Source organism: Streptomyces sp. A5-4 (genome assembly GCF_051131715.1).
Taxonomy (GTDB): Bacteria; Actinomycetota; Actinomycetes; order Streptomycetales; family Streptomycetaceae; genus Streptomyces.
In genome coordinates, this window is record NZ_CP178591.1 from 2,596,173 (window position 1) to 2,614,348 (window position 18,176).

The window sequence follows — 18,176 nt, forward strand, 5'->3', positions numbered from 1 at the left end:
CCGACCGAAATCCGCAGTGCCGGTCGGATACGACCCGATCAGTACGTGGTGATCCCGAGCCCCGTTTCGATGAATTCATGGACATCGGTGTACGGGTCGCGGAGCTCGCGCGGCACATGGTCGTGGTGCTGGGCGTTCATCTTCAGCGCGCGGTCCCTGGCCTTCGTATAACTGTCCTTCGGGATCTCGCCCGGCTGAACCAGCTTGATGTTCAGCGAGGTCTGGGCGAAGGGCAGCCGCTGTGTGGCGATCCCGCAGACTCCGCCGAAGGTGCCGGAGACGTCCTTGTGATGGAGCAGGCGCCACACCTCGAAGCACGGGTGGGAGAAGGCGACCCGCACCCCGGCCGCCTCGGCCTCGCTCATCGCCTTCTGGATGTGCTCGTGCTGGTCGCGGTCGAAGAGGACCCACACGTCGGGCAGGGGTGTCTTCGCCTTCTTCGCCTCGCGGGTCTTCTCCCTCATCGTCCGGGTGGCGTCTTCCACGAGTGTGAGCGGTTTGCGGTGAGAGCCGGCGGCCTTCCTGTTCGAGATCCGCAGGTCCACGTTCCGCGCGACGCCCGACTCGCAGTGCCGCTCCCAGATGATGTCGAGGAACGAGGGCTCGGTCTCCTTGCCCTCCGTGAAGACATAGACGACTTTCTTTCGCTTCGCACCGCGTGGTGACGCCCCCAGCGTCTCCTTGCCCCTCGTACGCGCCACTTGCTCAGCCTCGCCCCTTCTGCTCCGCACGGTCCCGCCCCGTCGCCTGCTCCCGTTCCTTCGCGGCCAGAAGGCGCCTGGCGATCTGTCCCTCCAGGAGCGAGGGGACTCCGCCGAAGGCCCCGGCCAGATAGGACCGCATCAGGTCCTCGTCCGCTCCCGGGTCGGCGGCGGTCAACGGATAGATCTCCGTCGCACCGGCCACGTCCTTCTCGGTCAGCCACACCTGCTCCGGGTCGAGCAGCCGCTCACCGCTCGGGGTGGCGAGAACCGAGGGATCGTGCGAGGTGAAAACCAGTTGTGCGCCCTCGGGGTTGGCCTGCGGGTCCTGGAAGAGCCGGACGACCTCGGCGGCGAACCGCGGATGCAGGCTGGCATCGAGCTCGTCGACGAGGAGGACTGCGCCCTCGTCGAGAGCCAGGAGCATAGGCCCGAGGAGGGCGAACCAGGAGCGCGTACCAAGGGACTCCTGCCGCCAGTCGAGCGCGGTCTCACCCTGGGCCGTGCGGTGAGTGAGACGGACAGTCAGCCGGCCGCCCGCCTCACGCTCGACCTCGGCCCCTGTGATGCCCAGGTCCGCGACGGTGAGCAGCTCCCTGATCCGGTCCGCTCGGGGGCCGGACAGCACGTCGGCGGTGTACCGCTCGCGCTCGGTCCGCTCGTCCTCCGGGTTGATCAGCCAGAGATTGCGGCGGAACCAGTGAAAGAGAGGAGAGAGCTGAGGATGATTGTCCGTACCGGCCATGGAGAGGAGCAGCGCGTCGGGGCGGGTGCGCCGCATCAGCTGTGAGCGGTCCTTGACCCGGTTTCCGGGCCAGTCGTACACCTCGTCCGGGGCTCGTGAGGCATCGCGGTCGAGCCAGACCTGACGGTGTCCGCGTGGGTAGCTGTGCAGCCACTCGGATTCCACCCGAGTGGCTCCGAGCTCGAACCCGTACGTCCAGCGCACTCCGTCGATGACGAGGTCCACCTCGAAGAAACTGGGCTCGCCCTCCTCCTTGGGATCCAGGGCGAAAGGACGACGCGGGATGCTGCCGCGGGACGCCCAACGGGCGTAGGAATCAAGGACGGCGGTGCGCATGTCCGTCATGGCACCCAGCACACTCGACTTGCCCGAGGCGTTGGCGCCGAAGATGCCGATCAGCGGCAGGACTGCGACGGAGCGGCCGCCCGCGAGCTCCAGCGTCCGCGCCGTATCGCCCGGAACCTCCGCCTCCCCCGGCTCCGCTTCCGGCACGACAAAGGACAGCTCCTGCTCATTGCGCAGGGATCGCACGTTCGCGGTGCGGAATCTCAGCAGCATGCTGCCCCCTCTCGCGGCCAGAGTAATAGTCCTGGCCGACATCAGCTCACCCTGGAGCGGATCAAGTGGCGGCGGCGCGTGGGGCAGCTCACCCTGGACATCCCTGGTGACCGCCGGGTAACTTAGGCTGAGCAAGCGCTTAGATGAGCTTTGGACAGTCGACAAGGGAGGCCGCGCCCGTGCGCCGCACCGTATTCAACGAGGACCACGAGGCGTTCCGGAAGACCATCCGCGCCTTCATCGAGGCCGAGGTCGTCCCCGTCTACGACGAGTGGCTGGCCGCCGGGCAGGCGCCGCGCGACTTCTACTACAAGCTCGCCGAGCTGGGCGTCTTCGGCATCCGGGTCGAGGAGGAGTTCGGCGGCGCGGGCATCGAGTCGCACAAGTTCGAGGCCGTCCTGTCCGAGGAGACGGCCCGCGCGGGCATCGCCTTCGGCGGCTCCGGCGTGCACGTCCTCCTGGGCCTCCCGTACATCCAGATGCTCGCCACCGCCGAGCAGAAGCAGCGTTACCTGCCGAAGTTCGTCAGTGGCGAGGAGATGTGGGCGCTCGCCATGACCGAGCCGGGCACCGGCTCCGACGTCGCGGGCATGAAGACCACCGCGAAGCTCTCCGAGGACGGCACGCACTACGTCCTCAACGGCGCCAAGACCTTCATCACCGGCGGCGTGCACGCCGACCGCGTGGTCGTCTGCGCCCGCACCGCCGCCCCTCGTGAGGACGACCGCCGCTTCGGCATCTCCCTCTTCGCGGTGGACACCAAGTCCGAGGGCTACTCCGTCGGCCGCAAGCTCGACAAGCTGGGCCTGAAGACCTCCGACACCGCCGAGCTGGCGTTCGTCGACGTGAAGGTCCCGGTCAACGACCTGCTCGGCGAGGAGAACAAGGGCTTCGGCTACCTGGGCCACAACCTCGCCTCCGAGCGCTGGGGCATCGCGTTCGGCGCGTACGCGCAGGCCAAGGCCGCCATCCGGTTCGCCAAGGAGTACGTACGGGACCGCACCGTCTTCGGCAAGCCGGTCGCCACGTTCCAGAACACCAAGTTCGAACTGGCCGCCTGCCAGGCCGAGGTGGACGCCGCCGAGGCCGTCGCCGACCGCGCCCTGGAGGCACTGGACGCCGGTGAGCTGACCCCGGCCGAGGCCGCGAGCGCCAAGCTCTTCTGCACCGAGGTCGCGCACCGCGTCATCGACCGCTGCCTCCAGCTGCACGGCGGCTACGGCTTCATGAACGAGTACCCGATCGCCCGCCTGTACGCGGACAACCGGGTCAACCGCATCTACGGCGGCACCAGCGAGGTCATGAAGATGATCATCGCCAAGGACATGGGCCTGTAGCCCTGTTTGATCAGCGGACCTTCTTCCGACCTGTAGAACTGGCCCCATGAATCCGGCACTTCACTCCCTCCTCGATCTGCTCGACCTGGAGCAGATCGAGGAGGAAATCTTCCGGGGCGTGAGCCGCTCGGCCATCGTGCCCCGGGTCTTCGGCGGCCAGGTCGCGGCCCAGGCCCTGGTCGCGGCCGGCCGCACCGTCCCCCAGGACCGCACGGCGCACTCCCTGCACGCGTACTTCCTGCGCGCGGGCGACCCGGGAGCGCCGATCGTCTATACGGTCGACCGCATCCGGGACGGCCGCTCCTTCACCACGCGCCGCGTCGTCGCCGTCCAGCACGGGCAGCCGATCTTCCACCTCTCCGCGTCCTTCCAGACGTACGAGGAGGGCCTGGAGCACCAGGCGGACATGCCGCCCGCACCGGACCCCGAGACGCTGCCCACCGCCGCCGAGATGCTCCCGCGCTACGCGGACGCCTTCCGTGACCCGGGGGTCGTGGACCGCCTGATCGAGGCCCGCGCGGCCGTGGACCTCCGCTATGTCGACGCACCGCCGTGGGGCAGCGTCGGGCAGCCGCGCGAACCGCGCTCGCAGGTGTGGTTCCGTACGAACGGCAAGCTCGACGGCGCCATCGACGAGCCGCTCCTGCACGTCTGCCTCGCCACCTACGTCTCCGACATGACGCTGCTCGACTCGGTCCTGCTCGCACACGGCCGGGGCGGCTGGGCGACCGGTGACGTCGTCGGCGCCTCGCTGGACCACGCGATGTGGTTCCACCGGCCCTTCCGGGCGGACGAATGGCTGCTGTACGACCAGGAGTCGCCCTCGGCGTCGGGCGGCCGGGGCCTGGGCCAGGCCCGGATCTACACGCGGGACGGCCGGCTGGCGGTCACCGTCATCCAGGAGGGCGTGGTCCGCGTACCGCGCTGATCCACGCCGGGCCCCCGGAGGGCGTTCGCGTCCGGTTCTGATCGGACATACGGTCCAAGGCATGACCGAACCGGCGGAGCAGGGCCCACCACCCGACCCCCAGCGTGAAAGCACCACCACCGTGATCGTCGCGGCGGTCGCGAACCTCGGCATCGCCGTCGCGAAGGCGGTCGCCGGTGTCATCAGCGGCTCCAGCGCCATGCTCTCCGAGGCGGCCCACTCGGTGGCCGACACCGTTACCGAGCTGATGCTGCTCACCGCGCTCAAGCGCAGCGAGAAGCCCGCCGACGAGGACCATCCGCTCGGGTACGGGCCGGAGCGCTACATCTGGGCGATGCTCGCCTCCGTCGCCACCTTCGTGGGCGGCGCGGTCTTCGCCATCTACGACGGCGTCCACACCCTCATCCACGGCGAGGAGCTGGGCGACCCGCTCATCTCGTACATCGTGCTCGCGGTCGCCTTCCTCCTGGAGGGCTACTCGCTGCGCACCGGCGTCAAGCAGGTCCGCGGCGAGGCGGCCCGCTTCAACGCCCCGGTCGGCCGCTACCTGCGCTTCACCCCCGACACGGCGGTCAAGGCCGTCGTGATGGAGGACTCGGCGGCGCTGGTGGGCCTGCTGCTCGCGGCGGGCGGGCTGCTCGGCGGTCAGCTCACCGGTTCGGGCGTGTGGGACGGCCTGGCATCGATCCTGATCGGCCTGCTGCTCGTGTACGTCGCCTGGGTCCTGGGCCGCAGCAACGCCCAGTTGCTGATCGGCCGCGCGCTGCCGAGGGAGATGCGCGAGACCGTACGGTCGGAACTCCTGTCCGTGCCGCACATCATCGGCGTACTGGAGCTGACAACGCTGGTACAGGGCCCGCACGAGGTACTGATCGCCGCGAAGATCGACTTCCGCGACGTGTCGAGCGCCGAGCAGATCGAGTGGGCCTGCGAGGAGGCGGAGCAGCAGCTGCGCGAACGCTTCCCCGCGATCCGCCGCGTCTATCTGGACCCGACGCCGGGCGCCGGTCAGAGCAGACCGGCCGCGTCCAGCAGGTAGGCCGTCATCGGGTCGTAGTAGCGCGGGTCGGTGACGTGGTCGTCGAGCGGGACGGTGACCTGCAGTGTCCCCTCCGACTCGGCGAGGAAGAGCGCCGGGTCGTTGGAATCGGCGTACCCCATGGCATCCAGCCCACGCTGCCCCGCGCAGCCCGCCCACCCGTGGTCGGCGACAACGAGGTCGGGCAGCGCCCGGCCCTCGTGCTCCATCCCGTCGAGAATGGCCCGCATCGGCTCCGGCGAATGGGTGTGCCACAACGTCGCACCGCGCTCCAGCACCGCGACATTGGCGAACTGGAACACCATGCCCTCGTCCGCGGTGAGCCCACCCGGGATCTGCACGATCTCGCAGCCGGCGGCACGCAGCGCCTCGGCGGTCTGCCGGTGCACATCGAGCAGCCCACCGGGATGCCCGGTCGCGAACAGCACCCGCTCCTTGCCCGCCGCGGCCTTGCGCAACCGCGCCGCCATCCGCTCCAGGCCGTCGACGGTCAGCTCGGGATCAATGGTGTCCTGCCCGGCACGGTGCCCGGGATCGTCACTGACCCCGCAGCGCTCGGCCATCACGGCGAGAACGTCCTGCTCGTCCACCCACCGGTCACCGAGCTCAAGCCCGAGCCAGTAGTGCCGGTCGCCGTTGGCGAGCTTGCGGTAGTGGGAGAGGTTGTTGTCGCGTGGAGTGGCGACGTCCCCGGCGATACGGGTGCGGACAAGATGGTCGACAAGGGCGACTCGGCTGGGTATCGGCATGAGCCCATTGTGCCGCGCGGTACGCGGAGCGTGCCTGCTGTCCCGGAAGGTGGACGGGCGGGGAATGTCACTGGGAGACGGCCCACACGAGGCGTACGCCGCCATCCGCGAGGAGGGTGAGCCAGGCGCTACTCCGGGCGCCGACCGGGTACGCGCCCCGGCCAACGCCTACGCATGCGATGACAGGGCTCTCGTGGAGGCACTGGCGTCCATGACAGGCGGCCGGACCCGAAGCTGGTGGGACGAGTACGAGGAACTGCTGCCGGCATCACTGGTGGAGGTCGCCGAGTTCGAGCACTACGCAACCGCCTTACGGGTGGCCGTACTCATGACCATGCCCGGACTGGCACAGACGGTTGAACAGGCTCGCGCTTCATTCCAGCAGAACATCCCGGCACTGCGGCCCCACGAGACCGGGCACCGGGTCTCGTTCCGCATCAAGCGACAAGCAGTACCGGACGGGGACGCCCCACTCCGTACACAGCGATCCTCCATGAAGCCGCACCACGGATGCAGATCGGCGGACCGGACATCGTCCGCGCCCAAATGCAGCAGCTGCTGGAAATGAACGAGCAGGGCAACGTGAAGGTGGTAATCCCCTTCGAACGAACCGACTTCCCGGCATCCGGCCAGCCCATCAGCTACGCGCAGGGCCCGGTCCCCCAGCGGACACCGGGCTCCTCGTGCCCGAACACGCCTGACAGAAGTCCTCCTTCAGCAATGAGGGAGCCAACTGCGTCAACGTCGCCATAACACCCGGCGGAGCCATACGACTCCGGGAGAGAGCGACACACCGGAGACGGTCCTGTCCACATCCCCCGAGCAACTCGGCGCATTGCTCACGGCGATCAAACGGGACCGGGCGTTGACTGGATCCGGCGCACCAGGGCCCTCCCTCAAAACCTAGGCACGACCGGACCCTGCGTCAGTCGTAGCACTGGTCGTAGCGGTGTTCACGACGCGAGAATGTCGTCGTTGGAGTCGAACCCATGCTCATCAGGGGGGAAATCTTCGAAGTAAACCGTGTCAGCCTCTCCGGTGAGAACGGAGAGGATGAATTGCGTGCAGGGGTAGGGGTGGTACTCCCATTCAGGGCCCCGGCCCTCATTGAACAGGGTGGTCCACTCCTCCGGCTTCTGCCCCGGTCGACGCAGCCAGTACAGCATGGCACCGCTGCCCTCGATGTAGGCCCAGGGCAGCACCTCAGCCCCGTCACCCTGCAGCAGTTGCGGCGGCTTGGGCTCGACATCCCACAATTTGGCCAGGATTTCGGCGCATTCCCTGGCCTGGACGAGGAGGTTATAGCCCTGCTCGGGGCATTCGGGATCGAGGAGCCAGACGGTCTCGTCAAAGACCCCGCCCCCGTAGGTCTCGACGAGTTCCTTGTAGTCCTGCGGCAAGGCGGTGCCGAGCTGCTGCTCCACGGCGACCCAGTCCCGTGAGCGGCGGGGACCGTTGGGAGGAATCAGCACGGTAAGGCGTTCAACGTCGGGGTGCATCTGGACGGGCGTCCTTTCTCTGGGGTGTTAGATGGGCTTTGGGACGTTCAGGATGGTGAGGCTGTTGACGCTCTCGCCACCTTCGTAGGGAGTGAAGGAGAAGCCCTTGTCCCCTCTGGCCTCCAGCGTGAGCGCGACGGGGACGACATCGCTCGGGTCGTTGGTCCGGTAGATGGGCGTGACTTTGTAGTCGATGGTCTCACCAGTCCTGTCGACCGCCTTTCTGATCTGGTCTTCGACATGCTTCATGACCGGGTTATTGGCGTTTCGGTGCATGGTGACGAAGTTGCGTAGGGACTTGTTGGAGCCGCCGATCTGGGCACCCAGCAGGTGGGTTTTGTTGAGTTGCTTGTACTTCTGGTAGCCGGGGATCATCTTGGGAGGGCTCGTTACCCCTCCCGTCATGTCGGATTCGATCCGGGCGGTCATGCCGGTGGCACGTCCGCCCGGGCCGGGAGCGCCGTACTGGACGCGGCCGCCCCAGGTGATGTCGGCCTCGTCGCAAGGAGAGAGCCCCAGCGGGTCCGCCTGGGTGTGCGGGTTGTCGACGTAGGTCGCGGGGTTCGGCGCCGGGTCGATTCCCAGCGGGTCCAGCGTGAGGTAGCGGCCCGTCTCCGGGTCGTAGTGACGGAAGTAGTTGTGATGCAGGCCTGTTTCCGGGTCGTAGTACTGGCCCGGAAAGCGCAGGGGGGTATAGGCGGTGGCGTCACCGTTCCACTCGGTGGCGCCCCAGAGGGTGCTTCGGGAGCGCCAGGCGATGGTGCCGTCTTCGTCGACTAGTTCGGTCGGGGTGCCGATCTGGTCGGTGACGATGGCGAAGAACCGCTGGTCGATGACTTGTTGTGGCGCCTGGGCCAGGGACTTCGTCTCCGTCTGGGAGAGCGGCGCGAGCCCGTCGTGGTCCCAGGTGAGGGTGATCAGTTCAGGCGATTCGGCGACCTGCGTTGTCTGTTCGGCGAGGGTGCTGCCGTCCCAGACGAAACGGGTCTCCTCGGCGACGCTTCCATCGGTGCCGAGCCGCTGCTTGGCGATACGGCGCCCGAGCGGGTCGTACACGTAGCGCCACTGGGTGCCGTCCGGGGTGGTGACGGAGGTGAGGCGGTACTCTGCATCCCACGTGTAGCGCCAGATGTCCGGCTTGCGCGACAGGCGCCGCTTGCGCCGCAGGACGGCGCGCCCTGCTGCGTCGTATTCGAAATGGGTGTTTCCGGCGCTCGTCAGGCGGGTGCCCCGGTAGGTGCGCGGTCCTTGGGACTGATCTCCCGGGTGCCGATCCCGATTCCGGTCCGGCCATGACGCGTGGGTCTGGTTGCCCGCGTCGTCGTACGCGTAGGCCTCGGTCCAGTTCGCCGCATCGACCGTGGTGACGCGCCCGGCCCGGTCGAGGGTGAACGTGCGCCGGCCGGTGTCCTGGTCGCTGATCGCGGTCAGATGGCCGTCCTCGCGGTGCGTGAACGTCCGGTGGATCTGCGGTCGGGTACGGCCGGCCACCGTGAGGGTCTGGCCGGCGACATGGCCCTGCCCGTCCCAGGCGAACGCGAGGGTGAAGCGATCGCCCAGACTCCGCTGGATCTCGCGGCCCGCCGCGTCATGCCGGAGGGAGAAGACGCGGCCCGCCACGGTGAGGGCTTCATAGTTGCCAACGCTGTCGTACGAGTACGCCGTCGTGACGCCGACGGGCGTGGTCCGGCGGGTGCGGCGGCCAGAGGCGTCGCAGGAGGTGGCGAGTGTGCGGCCGTCGACCAGTTGGGCGATGACACGACCGGTGGCGTCGTACTGGAACTCCAGGGAGGAGTCCGGGCTGGTCGCTCTCAGCAAGCGGCCGCACAGGTCGTTCTCGAAGGCGGCGACCCGGCCGTCGATGGTCTTCTCGACCATCTGACCGATGGAGTCATAGCGGTAGGTGATGATCTGCCCGGCGGAGTTGATGTTCCGGGTGACCCGACCGTTGGCGTCGTACTCGTAGGTCTTGCTGTGGCCGTCGAAGTCGGTCTCCTCGACGAGTTGCCCGGTGAGGTCATAGCGGTAGGCCCACGTCAGGCCCTGTGGATTGGTGACCGCCGTCAGCCGTAGTTCGGCGTCGTAGGCGAAGGTGTGGCGCGTCCCGTCCGGGCCTGTCTGGGCCGTCAGCAGATCAAAATGGCCGTACTCGGAGCGGAGCGTCCCGCCGAGCGGATCGGTATGGAGGACGCAGTTGCCCTCGCCGTCGAATGCCCATGCTTCCGTCGCACCATCGGGGCCGGTCTGCGACAGGAGCTGGCCCTCGACCGACCATGTCAGACGGGTCATCCCGCCCCCGGGCCGAGCGGTCGCCACCACGCGCCCGAAGGCGTCGTACTCGTGGTGGCTCACCGCGCCCGAGGCGACCGTGACGGCCACAGGCAGTCCGGCATCGTCGCAGATGGCCTCCACACGCTCACCGAGCGGGTCGATGACGGCCTGGACCTCGCCACGGGCGCCGATGGTGTAGCGCGTCGTTTCCCCGTTGGGGTCGGTCAAGGCCGTGCAGTTGCCCACCTCGTCGTAGGCGTACTGCCACGAAGTGCCGTCGGGTAGCTCCACCGTCGTGGCGAGGTTGAGGTCGTTGTAGGTGAAGCGGGTGGTGCCGCCATCCGGCCGCACCACCTTCAGCGGCATTCCCAGATCGCTGTTCTCAAGCCTCGTCGTGTGCCCGAGCTGGTCCGTTGAGGCCACCACGTGCTGGTGAGCGTCGTATTCCGTGATGACGGTGTCGCCCACCGGGTCGATCTCAGCAATGACCAGACAGACATCGTTGACGACGTAACGAGAAGTAGCGCCTGCGGCGGTGGTGACCTCGGTGATATGGCAGTCGGGCCAAGCCGGATGGGTGTTGTCGTAGGTGAAGGTGTTGGCCACATGCCCGGCCTCACCGCCTTGGGCGATGCAGCGATCCTGGTCGTCATAGCTGTAGTCGTAGCGACTGTGATTGGTGTCCAGCCAGGACGTGATGTGCTGGTCTTCATCATAGGTCAACTGCAGTGGCAGGCCTGATGAGTTGGTGATCGCGGTGAGGTTACCGTCGGTGTAGCCGTACTGCTTGATGGTGACGTCGGAGCCGTTACCAGAGCCCCCCGCGAGATCGAGCCGGGTCAGTCGGCCGTCGTCAACGGTGATCTTGAGGTGGTATCCACCGCTGTGGCGGATCCCTAGCGGGGTGCCCTCGGAGTCGTAGTCGAAGTCGATGGTGTTGTGGTTGCGGTCGGATATTCGCTCAAGGAGGGCCAGTCCGTTGGCGGGCGGAGCGAACCGGCGGCTGTGTCCGGTGAGGGGGTCGTCGATCAGGTATCCACCGTGGTCCAGGCGGGACAGTATCCAGCGGGGCCCGGACTCGGGGAGGACTCGGGCATCGGGCGACTCGGGGTGCGGATACGCGAGCAGCATGCCGTCTTCGGTGACGAAGATGACGCCGTGTTCGTCGATTTCCAGGTGCTGGTCGATGGTCGATGACCAACTTGGGCCGAACCAAAAACCGGTGCGGTAGCCGGAGGAAGCCCGGCGGGTGAAGCTCAGGGGGAGGGTCCCGGGCAGAGTGGCATCGGTCTGTGCGAGGAACATCTGTCCCGTTGCCGCGTCAACGGGGTCTCCGCAGCCCTTGATCTTGGTCTTGAGGCGGTTGTACGTGCCCTTCGCCCCGTCGGCGATGGCCCCGCGCGCAGACTTGGCCAGCCCGAGTACGGACTTGCCCATCGCTTTCATGCCGCCGCGGGCGACCGCGAGGCCGCCCTTGAGACCCTTGGCGAGTCCGCCGAGGGTGGTCAGGCCCTTCATCCCCGGGATGCAGTCCAGCGCGGCAAACGCCACATCCCACAACGACGCCTCACCCTTGGCGTACTTGTTGAGGGTGTCCGCCAGGACGATCAGCGCGGCGGCCAGCACGATCAGCGCAATGGGCCCACCGATGATCATCGCGACGATGCCCAGGACCGCGACGACGACCTTGCAGACCGCGACGATGGTGTCCCAGTTGTCGGTGACCCAGTCCCCGACCTCCTCCCACCACTTCCGGTTCTGAATCCCCGCATCCGACGCCTCGTCGAGCTTGCCCTTCGCCTCCCGGGCCGCGTCCTCACGCATCTTGCGTGCGTCGGCGGCCATCTTCTTCGCCGCGTCCAGCGCACTGTTCGCCGACGACACATCCGACTTCGCCGACCCCTGCGCGGACTTCGCCGACTGCGCGTTACGCGTCGCCGCCCGTACCTTGTCCTCATCCGGCGCCGGCGCGTCCTTCTTCTCCTTGTCCTTCTGAAAGTCGTCGGACTCCTTGGTGGCTCGCCCCACCCAGGAGTCGGCGTCCGTCAGCCGGGACGTCGCCGACTTCAAGTCCGCCTGAGCCTCACGCCCGTTGACCAGAGCCTTGTCCGCCAACGCCTGGGCGCGCTCCAGCTTCGGCCAGTACGTCGCCAACGCGTCCCCGGCCATCCCGTAGGACTTCTCCAACTTCTTCAGATGCTTCGGAACATCCTCAAACTCATCCTGAAAGGCCTTGGCCGACTTCCCCGCCCACTTCAGGACCGCCTCCTCACTGGCCATCCCCTTGACCAGCCGCAAAGCATCCGAGACGTCATCGGCAAAATCCTGCAACTCACGCGACAACGCCTTCACCCGCTGCGGATCACCCGGCGTCGGATCCTTCTCCAGGTCCAACACATGCCAATCGCCCGGCCGATTCGCCGCCATCACACGCCCCCGTCACGCCTGCACCATCAGTAACCGTACGTACGAGCGAAGTTACTAGGTCCGGGTTCGCGGCGCGAAGGGGCCCAACCGCGCAGAGCGGGAGATCAAGCCGCCGCGTCGATAGGGCGACGCACGAAACCGCCTATCCGAACCGGTAGCCAATGCGAGCGATCAGACACAAAATCTCCACACCATGCCCTCATGAGCACCCAAGTGTCCGGGGCACACGCGCTCTGTCCGGTTTCACCCGCATCGATCCGCGAGACAAGTCAGTTCGCTCTGGCGAAACCACGGACCCCATGGATAACGTCGTTTCCCTTGACTGATCCGTTGTCTCAACCCGGAGTCGCCCGTGAAGCGCCGTACCTTGCCCGTTGCTGCCGCGTTCGCCGCAACCGCAGCCCTCTTGCTGACGGCCTGTGGCAGCGGCGACGAGAAGCCCAAAGCCGACGACAAGATCGCGGGCGCGGAACAGGGCGACAAGAAGTCGGCGTCGCCGAGCGCGTCGCCGTCGGACACCCCCGGCCGCCCCAAGATCGAACTTCCCGCTGACATCAGGTACGTCTTCGAGTGGTCCAAGACCGGAGACAAGGACAAGGACGCCGTCCTCAGTGACGGTGAACAGTTCATCAAGGCCACGGACATGGCCATCGCAGAACAAGACCCTTCGCACAAGGCGTTCCCCTTCTACTCCAGCGGGGAAATGTCCGCGGCAACCGCGAAGTTCGTCCAGCGGTTCGTCGACAACAAGGCGCGCACTACAGGCACCTACCGTTTCTACAACGAGACCGTGACGGTGAACAAGGACGGCACAGCTTCTCTCATCTACTGCGAGGATCAAGGGAGGGCGTACAACAAGTTCATCAAGACGGGGAAGATCGACAAGACCCCCGTAACCAAGAACAGCTATCTGCTCTACAACACGATCTTGCGCGAGAACAAGCAGGGCATCTGGGTTACTGAGGACATGATTTCAGACAGGGGGAGCGCCAAGTGCCAGCCTTGAGCCGCGTTCGCGGGGTGGTAATTTCGACTACAGCTGTCGGTTGCCTTTTGCTCAGCACCGCAACCGCTTGGGCCGATGAAGACTTCGGAGCGGGCAGCCAGAAACCCAGCAAGCCGAATGTCTCAGGTGCCGTCAGTGGAGACACTGTTTCCTCCTCCGTCGACGGCGTCACCTACGACCCGGATCCCGGCACAAACAGCAAGAAGGCCGGCGGCTCCCCGCTGATAGCAGCCGGCGACTGGACGCCCCCCAATGGCCATGAGTTAGATCGGGTCGGGTGTCAGTGTGTGGAGCACGATGGTGCGGGTGACGCGGCGGGTTCCGGGGTCGGTTGAGCTGCGGGTTTGGTAGCTGAGATGGGGGCGTTTCGTGGTGCGGGGCGTGGTGCGGGTGGGGCGGTCTCGGATGTGCATGCCGGGGAGGTCGGCTATGAGGAAGTGCAGGGCCTTCGCGAGCTGGTCAGGGGGAAAAAGCCGTCCTGAGGGAGCTTTTGACGGCGTCCAGGACGGGCGGAAAGCTGATGCGGGCGGGGTCGATGCCCGCGATCACGGCGGCCCTGGCGATCAGGGTGCGCAGGGCCTGGTAGACGCAGAGTAGCGCCCACAGTTCTTGTCGTACTCCCTCGGGTTTGCCCGAGCGCAGGATGCCGCCACTTTGCCGCAGGTCGACCTTGAGCAGTTTGAAGAGCACTTCCACCGACCAGCGTTCGGCGTAGTTGCGGGCCAGCTCCAAAGCGGGCGCGTGCTCAGGGTCCAGCAGGGTGGTGATGAGGCAGAAGACCTCGCTGATTCCGCCGTCGTCGGCGACGGAGTACTCGATGACTCGTACCGTGACCCGCTGCGACTTCCGCTCGCCGCGCAGTTCGGACAGGTACGTGCCGTCGGCCAGCCGTTTCTTGACGGGCAGGGTGAAGGAAGCCGAGACGCGCCACAGCAGTTGTGCGCCCGTCGCGGCGGCAGCCCGGTACAGGCCGAACGAGGGGAAGCCGCGGTCGGCCAGCAGCAGCATGCCGGGCGCCAACCGGTCCAACAGGCGGGTGAACAGGGTGCGTTCACCGACCGCGATGGAGTCGAAGGCCGCCCCGGTCAGGGCCAGCGTGCCGCACTCGGCCAGCGCCACCAGGCGGACCTGCGGCCGGCTTCCACCGGCCGGAACCGCGAACGCCGCCTCGTTCCGCTTCCCCGAGGGCACATCGAAGACCGTGCCGTCCACCGCCATCAACCGCAGCCCCCGCCAGAACGCCTCCGGGGTGCGCTCATCGGCCACCGGGGCTGCGACCTCGTCGAACAGGTTCCGCAACGGCGCCTCACCCAACCGGTAACGGGCCAGCGAGATCGCCCCGTCACTGGGCACCCGGTATTCGCCCCAGCCGCCCCGCGACCACCGCAGCCCCTCCAGCAGGCCCCGCAGGGTGCGCACGTACCCCTTGCCCGGCTCCAACCACAACGCCAGCGACAAATACATCATCAACTTCGCCGGCAACGACCGCGTTCGCTCCTCACGCGCCCCCGCCTCATCGATCGCCGCCCGCACGGCCTCCTCCGGGAACACCGCCGCCAGCAACCCGATCGACACGTCATCCGTCAGCCGCCCCGCGGCCACACCCTCAATCCGCTCCACCCCAAGATCATCGCACCCCGGGCAGCTAACTCAGGACCATTGGGACGCCCCCCGCGTGCTGGTACGCCCCCAAGTACACACCGGCGCAGTTCAAGAAGGAACGCGAGTCGGTTTGGGGCGCCGAATCCACTGGTTACGAGTGGGAGGCTACCCAGCGTAAGGAGTATGTGGACGGCGAGCCCTATAAGGACTTCAACGCCGAAAAGACCGGCAAGGGCTACTGGTGGAGTTCGTACGTCAACAGGAACCGCATTGGTGAACCCGGCGCGCTCGCCTGCAACGAGCGACCGTTCTGGGTAGACATCGGCGAACCGGCGCCTCCCGGCATTCCGGAGGTCATCACCACGGAGGTGCTCTCCCACCTCGCCCATGCCGCAGTCCGCGTTCCCGGCACCGAGATCGAACTTGCGCCGGCAGCCAACACCAAGGTCAACCTGCCCACCTGGGCCTGGCTGGACAAGGCGGAGTTCAAGCCCGTCTCCGCCACCGCCTCTGTCGAGGCGCTGAATCTCCAGGCCACTGCAACGGCCACCCCGTATTCCCTGCGGATCGAGCCCGGCACCAAGGACGCAATGCTTCACCCCGCCTCCGGCGAGTGCCTGCTCAACGACGACGACTCCATCGGCGCCCCGTACGCCAAGGGCTCTGCGAACGAGACTCCGCCCTGCGGAGTCACCTACCTGCGCGCCTCCGGCGACGGCCCGTACAAGCTCCAGGCGACCATCACCTGGAAGGTCACCTGGACCGGCACCGGCGTCACCCAGCCGCAGACTCTCCCCGACGGCACCTTCGGCACCACCCAGGACATCAACGTCCAGGAGATCCAGGCCATCAACCGCTGAGCCGCACGCGAAGCTACGCGCCCACCGCTGTGAACGCCCCGTGGGCCAGGCGGCGCAGCAGCGCTTCCATCGTGGCGCGGCCCGGCAGGCCGTTGCCGTACGAGCCCAGGTGCGGGGTCGAGTTGAGCAGGCCGAACACCGCGTGCACCGCCGAGCGGGCCTCGGTCTCCGGTGTGGCCGGGTTCAGCTCCCGTACGACGGTGACCCACAGCTCGACGTACTGGCGCTGCAGCTGCCGTACCCGCTTGCGGTCGCTCTCGCGCAGGCGGTCCAACTCGCGGTCGTGCAGGGTGATCAGCGGGCGGTCGTCAAGGGCGAAGTCGATGTGGCCGTCGATGAGCGAGGCCAGGACGGCTTCGGGGCCCTCGGCCGCCGCCGCGACGCGCAGTTTGCCGCCGTCGAGCAGCCGCTCGCTGATGCCGACGAGCAGTTCGGCGAGCATCGCGTCCTTGCCCGCGAAGTGGCGGTAGAGGCCGGGGCCGCTGATGCCGACCGCGGCGCCTATCTCGTCGACGCCCACCCCGTGGAAGCCGCGCTCGGCGAAGAGGCGGGCGGCCTCCCTGAGGATCTGCTCGCGGCGGGTCGGGGCCGCGACGCGGGCGGCGGCATTGGTACTCATGGGGTCATTCTAGACCGAGTGGTTAGCGGTCGTTAACCTCTGGGAAACACTGGGTGCCCAGCGCCCTGAGGCCGGCCGCCCACCGTCGTCGCGAGGCCCGCAGTCGAATCCGCGCGAGAATTCACCCTGGACAGAGTGGTTAGCGCTCGTTAACCTGAAGGGGCGTTAACGCTCACTAACATCACATCGACCGGGCAAGGGGGCTCGACGAGATGCGGCAGGCACCGGTGCTTTCCAGCACCGCCGATCCGGCGACCGAGGCATGGCAGGCCAACGAGGCGGCCCATCGGAAGCTGGTGGACGAGCTGCGTGGGCGGCTGTCCGCGGCCTGGCTCGGCGGCGGTGAGAAGGCACGCGCCCGGCACACCGCCCGCGGCAAGCTGCTGCCCCGCGACCGGGTGGACACGCTGCTCGACCCCGGATCGCCCTTCCTGGAGCTGGCCCCGCTGGCCGCCGAGGGGATGTACGGCGGCGCGGCCCCGGCCGCCGGTGTGATCGCCGGGATCGGGCGGGTCAGTGGACGCGAGTGCGTCATCGTGGCCAACGACGCCACCGTCAAGGGCGGTACGTACTACCCGATGACGGTCAAGAAGCATCTGCGCGCCCAGGAAGTGGCGTTGGAGAACCGGCTGCCGTGTCTCTACCTGGTGGACTCCGGCGGCGCCTTCCTGCCCATGCAGGACGAAGTCTTCCCCGACCGTGAGCACTTCGGGCGGATCTTCTACAACCAGGCCCGGATGTCGGGCGCCGGCATCCCGCAGATCGCCGCCGTGCTCGGGTCCTGCACGGCCGGGGGGGCGTACGTCCCCGCGATGAGCGACGAGGCCGTGATCGTGCGGAACCAGGGCACGATCTTCCTCGGCGGCCCCCCGCTGGTGAAGGCGGCGACCGGCGAGGTCGTCACCGCGGAGGAGCTGGGCGGCGGCGAGGTGCACTCCCGGACCTCCGGCGTCACCGACCACCTCGCGGAGGACGACGCGCACGCCCTGCGCATCGTGCGCAACATCGTCGCGACGCTGCCGGAGCGCGGTCCGCTGCCGTGGTCGGTCGAGCCCGTCGAGGAGCCCAAGGTCGACCCGGCCGGGCTGTACGGAGCGGTGCCGGTGGACTCCCGCACCCCGTACGACGTGCGGGAGGTCATCGCGCGGACGGTGGACGGCTCGCGGTTCCAGGAGTTCAAGGCGGAGTACGGCCAGACCCTGGTCACCGGATTCGCGCGTATCCACGGCCATCCGGTCGGCATCATCGGGAACAACGGCATCCTGTTCTCCGAATCCGCCCAGAAGGGCGCGCACTTCATCGAGCTGTGCGACCAGCGCGGCATCCCCCTCGTCTTCCTGCAGAACATCTCCGGCTTCATGGTCGGCAGGGACTACGAGGCGGGTGGCATCGCCAAGCACGGCGCCAAGATGGTGACGGCGGTGGCGTGCACCCGGGTGCCGAAGCTGACCGTCGTCGTCGGCGGTTCGTACGGCGCGGGGAACTACTCGATGTGCGGCCGGGCCTACTCACCGCGCTTCCTGTGGATGTGGCCCAACGCCAAGATCTCGGTGATGGGCGGCGAGCAGGCCGCGTCCGTGCTGGCCACCGTCAAGCGCGACCAGATCGAGGGGCGCGGCGAGGAATGGCCGGCGGCGGCCGAGGAGGCCTTCAAGGACCCGGTCCGCGAGCAGTACGAGACCCAGGGGAACGCTTATTACGCGACGGCGCGGCTGTGGGACGACGGGGTGATCGACCCGCTGGAGACCCGGCAGGTGCTGGGTCTGGCCCTGACGGCGTGCGCCAACGCACCGCTGAGCGAGTCCGCTTTCGGCATCTTCCGGATGTGAGTGACC

Annotated in this window: 12 protein-coding genes and 2 pseudogenes; 7 read left to right on the plus strand and 7 right to left on the minus strand. The window is 67.6% G+C overall.

What is annotated here, in order from left to right:
• Window positions 1-38: 38 nt before the first annotated feature.
• Window positions 39-701 carry an RloB family protein gene (locus tag ACLLJJ_RS11850; protein WP_434589762.1) on the minus strand — a complete coding sequence of 221 codons (663 nt, stop codon included), beginning with the start codon at window positions 699-701 and terminating at the stop codon, window positions 39-41.
• Between the two features lie 4 nt (window positions 702-705).
• Entirely contained in the window at window positions 706-2,004 is a 1,299-nt protein-coding gene (locus tag ACLLJJ_RS11855; RefSeq protein ID WP_434589765.1) for an AAA family ATPase, read from the minus strand.
• 179 nt (window positions 2,005-2,183) lie between these two features.
• Between ACLLJJ_RS11855 and ACLLJJ_RS11860 the strand changes: the two genes are divergently transcribed.
• From ACLLJJ_RS11860 to ACLLJJ_RS11870, 3 genes are all read left to right on the plus strand, one after another.
• Window positions 2,184-3,341: an acyl-CoA dehydrogenase family protein gene (locus ACLLJJ_RS11860; RefSeq protein WP_434589767.1), complete on the plus strand. Its 1,158-nt coding sequence runs from the start codon at window positions 2,184-2,186 to the stop codon at window positions 3,339-3,341.
• Window positions 3,342-3,387: 46 nt separating this feature from the next.
• Entirely contained in the window at window positions 3,388-4,269 is an 882-nt protein-coding gene (locus tag ACLLJJ_RS11865) for an acyl-CoA thioesterase (protein ID WP_434589770.1), read from the plus strand.
• Between the two features lie 61 nt (window positions 4,270-4,330).
• On the plus strand, window positions 4,331-5,308 hold the full coding sequence (locus tag ACLLJJ_RS11870) for a cation diffusion facilitator family transporter (RefSeq protein ID WP_434589772.1): 978 nt from the start codon (window positions 4,331-4,333) through the stop codon (window positions 5,306-5,308).
• Here the strand turns inward: ACLLJJ_RS11870 and ACLLJJ_RS11875 are convergent.
• Window positions 5,278-6,057: a phosphatase gene (locus tag ACLLJJ_RS11875; RefSeq protein WP_434589774.1), complete on the minus strand. Its 780-nt coding sequence runs from the start codon at window positions 6,055-6,057 to the stop codon at window positions 5,278-5,280. The genes ACLLJJ_RS11870 and ACLLJJ_RS11875 overlap by 31 nt on opposite strands.
• A 334-nt stretch (window positions 6,058-6,391) precedes the next feature.
• Between ACLLJJ_RS11875 and ACLLJJ_RS11880 the strand changes: the two are divergent.
• Window positions 6,392-6,810, plus strand: a pseudogene (locus ACLLJJ_RS11880) (Scr1 family TA system antitoxin-like transcriptional regulator).
• A gap of 200 nt (window positions 6,811-7,010) precedes the next feature.
• On the opposite strand, the gene ACLLJJ_RS11885 reads toward ACLLJJ_RS11880, so the two are convergent.
• Both ACLLJJ_RS11885 and ACLLJJ_RS11890 read right to left on the minus strand, forming a co-directional pair.
• Window positions 7,011-7,556, minus strand: a complete 546-nt coding sequence (locus tag ACLLJJ_RS11885; RefSeq protein WP_434589777.1) for an SMI1/KNR4 family protein — start codon at window positions 7,554-7,556, stop codon at window positions 7,011-7,013.
• Window positions 7,557-7,583: 27 nt separating this feature from the next.
• On the minus strand, window positions 7,584-12,254 hold the full coding sequence (locus ACLLJJ_RS11890; protein WP_434589780.1) for a DUF6531 domain-containing protein: 4,671 nt from the start codon (window positions 12,252-12,254) through the stop codon (window positions 7,584-7,586).
• Between the two features lie 352 nt (window positions 12,255-12,606).
• Between ACLLJJ_RS11890 and ACLLJJ_RS11895 the strand changes: the two genes are divergently transcribed.
• The gene (locus ACLLJJ_RS11895) at window positions 12,607-13,260 is read left to right on the plus strand and encodes a hypothetical protein (RefSeq protein WP_434589783.1); all 654 of its coding nucleotides are present in this window, start codon (window positions 12,607-12,609) and stop codon (window positions 13,258-13,260) included.
• 459 nt (window positions 13,261-13,719) lie between these two features.
• Here ACLLJJ_RS11895 and ACLLJJ_RS11900 read toward each other — a convergent pair whose 3' ends face one another.
• On the minus strand, window positions 13,720-14,880 hold the full coding sequence (locus ACLLJJ_RS11900; RefSeq protein WP_185297178.1) for an IS4 family transposase: 1,161 nt from the start codon (window positions 14,878-14,880) through the stop codon (window positions 13,720-13,722).
• Window positions 14,881-14,924: 44 nt separating this feature from the next.
• Between ACLLJJ_RS11900 and ACLLJJ_RS11905 the strand changes: the two are divergent.
• A pseudogene (locus ACLLJJ_RS11905) lies at window positions 14,925-15,722 on the plus strand (hypothetical protein); the annotation flags it as partial.
• Window positions 15,723-15,735: 13 nt separating this feature from the next.
• On the opposite strand, the gene ACLLJJ_RS11910 reads toward ACLLJJ_RS11905, so the two are convergent.
• A complete protein-coding gene (locus ACLLJJ_RS11910) occupies window positions 15,736-16,341 on the minus strand; it encodes an SACE_7040 family transcriptional regulator (RefSeq protein ID WP_434589785.1) in 606 nt (201 codons plus the stop codon).
• Between the two features lie 212 nt (window positions 16,342-16,553).
• On the opposite strand from ACLLJJ_RS11910, the gene ACLLJJ_RS11915 reads away from it, so the two are divergent.
• Window positions 16,554-18,170 (plus strand): carboxyl transferase domain-containing protein, encoded by a 1,617-nt coding sequence (locus tag ACLLJJ_RS11915; protein WP_434589788.1) that lies wholly within the window; start codon window positions 16,554-16,556, stop codon window positions 18,168-18,170.
• Window positions 18,171-18,176 lie beyond the last annotated feature (6 nt).

Bases quoted from the DNA above. Each gene is read 5' to 3' on its own strand.
- ACLLJJ_RS11855 (WP_434589765.1), bottom strand. From the start codon at position 2,004: ATGCTGCTGAGATTCCGCACCGCGAACGTGCGATCCCTGCGCAATGAG.
- ACLLJJ_RS11865 (WP_434589770.1), top strand. From the start codon at position 3,388: ATGAATCCGGCACTTCACTCCCTCCTCGATCTGCTCGACCTGGAGCAG.
- ACLLJJ_RS11870 (WP_434589772.1), top strand. From the start codon at position 4,331: ATGACCGAACCGGCGGAGCAGGGCCCACCACCCGACCCCCAGCGTGAA.
- ACLLJJ_RS11875 (WP_434589774.1), bottom strand. From the start codon at position 6,057: ATGCCGATACCCAGCCGAGTCGCCCTTGTCGACCATCTTGTCCGCACC.
- ACLLJJ_RS11885 (WP_434589777.1), bottom strand. From the start codon at position 7,556: ATGCACCCCGACGTTGAACGCCTTACCGTGCTGATTCCTCCCAACGGT.
- ACLLJJ_RS11890 (WP_434589780.1), bottom strand. From the start codon at position 12,254: ATGGCGGCGAATCGGCCGGGCGATTGGCATGTGTTGGACCTGGAGAAG.
- ACLLJJ_RS11910 (WP_434589785.1), bottom strand. From the start codon at position 16,341: ATGAGTACCAATGCCGCCGCCCGCGTCGCGGCCCCGACCCGCCGCGAG.
- ACLLJJ_RS11915 (WP_434589788.1), top strand. From the start codon at position 16,554: ATGCGGCAGGCACCGGTGCTTTCCAGCACCGCCGATCCGGCGACCGAG.